Consider the following 220-nt stretch of genomic DNA (forward strand, 5'->3'; position numbering starts at 1 on the left):
GTACCACCAAGTATATTTCCGAACAAACGGAAATATACTTGGTGGTACGATTATCATGACTTTATATTATAATTTACCTTGGTTTGCACTTATTGGTGTACCAACAGCATTACATGGATATTTTGATGTTTTTGCAGGTGTATTGCAGGCATTTATATTTGTTATGTTGAGCATGACTTTTGTATCAAGTGCTATGGAATAGAATGTTAAATCACAAGAT

At 32.7% G+C, this 220-nt stretch carries 1 protein-coding gene; it reads left to right on the plus strand.

Features of this window, described 5'->3' with window-relative positions; all coding sequences use genetic code 11:
• A partial coding sequence (locus AACQ14_RS23905) for a F0F1 ATP synthase subunit A (protein WP_339366044.1) occupies nucleotides 1–202 on the plus strand: 202 nt, incomplete at its 5' end.
• Nucleotides 203–220 lie beyond the last annotated feature (18 nt).

The organism is Vallitalea maricola (genome assembly GCF_036985595.1).
In the GTDB taxonomy this organism is placed as follows: domain Bacteria; phylum Bacillota; class Clostridia; order Lachnospirales; family Vallitaleaceae; genus Vallitalea; species Vallitalea maricola.